This window comes from Luteimonas mephitis DSM 12574 (assembly GCF_000422305.1).
Taxonomy (GTDB): domain Bacteria; phylum Pseudomonadota; class Gammaproteobacteria; order Xanthomonadales; family Xanthomonadaceae; genus Luteimonas; species Luteimonas mephitis.
In genome coordinates this window covers 1-2,511 of sequence record NZ_AULN01000004.1, presented here as the reverse complement: position 1 = coordinate 2,511, position 2,511 = coordinate 1, and the positions used below count along the sequence as shown (strand labels likewise).

3 protein-coding genes and 1 pseudogene are annotated in these 2,511 nt (G+C 59.4%); 2 read left to right on the top strand and 2 right to left on the bottom strand.

Features of this window, described 5'->3' with window-relative positions:
- The first annotated feature begins 99 nt into the window (after positions 1-99).
- Both H570_RS0100110 and H570_RS19045 read left to right on the top strand, forming a co-directional pair.
- Positions 100-930, top strand: a complete 831-nt coding sequence (locus H570_RS0100110) for a hypothetical protein (RefSeq protein ID WP_027078989.1) — start codon at positions 100-102, stop codon at positions 928-930.
- A 67-nt stretch (positions 931-997) separates the two neighbouring features.
- On the top strand, positions 998-1,312 hold the full coding sequence (locus H570_RS19045) for a hypothetical protein (protein ID WP_169447710.1): 315 nt from the start codon (positions 998-1,000) through the stop codon (positions 1,310-1,312).
- A 238-nt stretch (positions 1,313-1,550) separates the two neighbouring features.
- Here H570_RS19045 and H570_RS0100100 read toward each other — a convergent pair whose 3' ends face one another.
- Both H570_RS0100100 and H570_RS19040 read right to left on the bottom strand, forming a co-directional pair.
- The gene (locus tag H570_RS0100100) at positions 1,551-1,985 is read right to left on the bottom strand and encodes a type IV pilin protein (RefSeq protein ID WP_051175921.1); all 435 of its coding nucleotides are present in this window, start codon (positions 1,983-1,985) and stop codon (positions 1,551-1,553) included.
- Positions 1,986-1,988: 3 nt separating this feature from the next.
- Positions 1,989-2,511, bottom strand: a pseudogene (locus H570_RS19040) (pilus assembly protein); the annotation flags it as partial.

Genomic DNA, 2,511 nt, shown 5'->3' with positions numbered 1-2,511 from the left:
ACATCAGCCCCGCGCAGTACGAGCAGCAACTACAGATAGCTTAGGATGGTGTCCACGGAACCGGCAGCAGTCCACATTCGCAAACGGAGAATCCAAGGAATGAAGACCGTATCAAGGGACATGCCCCACTTCCGGTTGGCTGCTGTGCTTGTCGGTGCGCTGGCGTTCGCGACACCGGCGATAGCGGCGGAAATCGTCCCGGTCGACGAACAGGATTACGAGTTCGTCGACTTTCCGGACAAGCCCGGCCTGAGGGTCATCGTGTCCCGGCCGATGACCGTGAAGCTCGGTGGGCTATACGGGGTCATGGGGTATCGGTGGGTCCTGGAGGAAGGAACCTACAAGGATCTTCGTACGACGATCATCGATGAACGGGAGATCGCCTTCTTGCCCATGAAAGAGACCGGGGGCGGACGCGGTGGAAGTGGCACGGGGTCCTTGGGTGCCTGCTACTCGCCCGGAGGAAACTTCATGCTCATAGATGTCAACACGGGTGACATTCTGGAGCGGGCCATCTGGCGATTCGAGGTCGCCGAATCATGTGGCGGTGGCGCCAGGCTCAAGTGGCGCTACACGTTTTCGAAGATCGAAGATCCCGGTGACGTCCGGGTGGTCTGGGGCGAGGAATGGGACAGGATGGAACAGGCTGCAGCGGACCATGAGAGCCGCGTGCGTGGCCTGGCTGATATCGCGGAAGTTTATCGCGATGCTGGATCGCGAGAGCAGAAACAGCAGATTGGTGCGCGGATTTGCCAACTGCAGGGTGGGATCAAGTACGTTGGCTTTACCGAAGGCGTGAGCCCGGACAATGGAAAAATCCAGATTCGCATCTCGGAAGCTCGGTACGTTGACCATCCACGTGCCGGCCCAGGTGATTTCCAGCCATCCATTCTCTGGGACACCCCGGATGCCTGGGAGTTGTGCGAATAGGTCCTAGCGATCGCATTCCATGCGACCGACCTGACGCAACATGCGGCAGTGCACCGGGAGTAGCTTCATGCCCTACAAGTTGATCTCACTTTTGCCGCTGCAGATTGCCCGCTTGCTGCAGCTTGTTCGGTCGATCGAGCCAGTCGCTATTGACGATGGCAAAGAATGGGGGCTGCTCGTCAAAGGGCGCGGATTCACGCGACTCCTCCGGGACGAACCACTCCTCACGCCCGGACACATACGGCCAGCCTGCGCCTACCTGCCACGCCCGCTCACGCTCCATTCGAAAGCATCGGCCACTCGCGCCGCCGAAGGCCTCGGCTTGTTGCCTCCCGGGACATCCGAGCCGTTCGTTCCACCGAAGTACTGGACGCGGCATTGACCTGTTGACGGGAGGCCGGGTACCGGAAGCAGCAGGAGTCCTAAGAAATAGCGTATTTCTGCGGTTCTGGAGCAAAAATTGAGTAGAAAAGTGAGTAGATCCGTTTTCAGACTTGTGGAGAACACCTTTTACAACAACTGCTTGCACATTTATCCCGAGTCCAGCTTCGGGCGCCAGACATGAAAAACCCGCCGGAAGGCGGGTTTTTCATGTCTGCTGTACGGGTGTCCTGCTCCGCTTACCAGCAACCATCCGTTGCAGGCGATTTCACTCCGGCCTGATTGATGCCCAAGGTGCCACAGGAATCGCCCGACTGCTTGCCCGTGGGAGCAGCTGTCACTGTATACGTCCTTGCACCAACATTAGCTGTTGCGATGGTGTAGTACTTCAACGTGTCGGGATCACACACGTTATCCAACACATCCCCCGCTGGCGCACCAACGTAGGTAAGTTGCACCGTATAGAAGCGCTCCATCTGCTGGGCCGCCGCCGCCGCGCAGGCCCCGCCCGCGGTGCGACGGGTTTTCCTGATGTGCTCGTTGTAGCTGGGCAACGCGATGGAGGCCAGGATGCCAATGATCGCCACGACGATCATGACTTCGATGAGAGAGAAGCCAGCCGCCCGATGGTGGCTGCTGCCCATGCGGCAGCCCCTACTGTAGTAGTTGGTCATCGGTCAATCTCCCTTGATCTCGCGCCAGGAGACGCGGCTCCATTCCTTGCCCACGATGCCGCCAGGGGCAGGCTTTCCCCCGCCGCCATTCTCACCGCCGGTACCACCTACGATCAGGCTGCCATCCAGGAAGATCGGCAGTGTCGGCATCCCGACACCGAAGTTCACCGAGCCCACCGGAACACCACCGATGTTGTTGTCGGCTGTGTCGCCGTCGCCGTCCAGATCGAAGAACGATTTACCTGCGCTGGTTCCGGTGAAGGCGTCCACGGCATTGATGTAGCCGCTACCCGACGAATCACAGGCATCGCCGGTGGGCATCATGCTGGCCGTCACCAGGATATTCGACACCATCTGCGCATCCTGCACGATCCGCTCACCATCCGCAGGCATGTTGACGTACCAACCCTTCTTGTCGTTCGGCAGACTCGCCTTTGCCTCGAATGTGCGAACAGGGTAACCGTCCTGGACTTCGCCCGTGTTGATGATCTGGCGCTTCTGCAGCTCGTCGGAGTCAACCTCACTG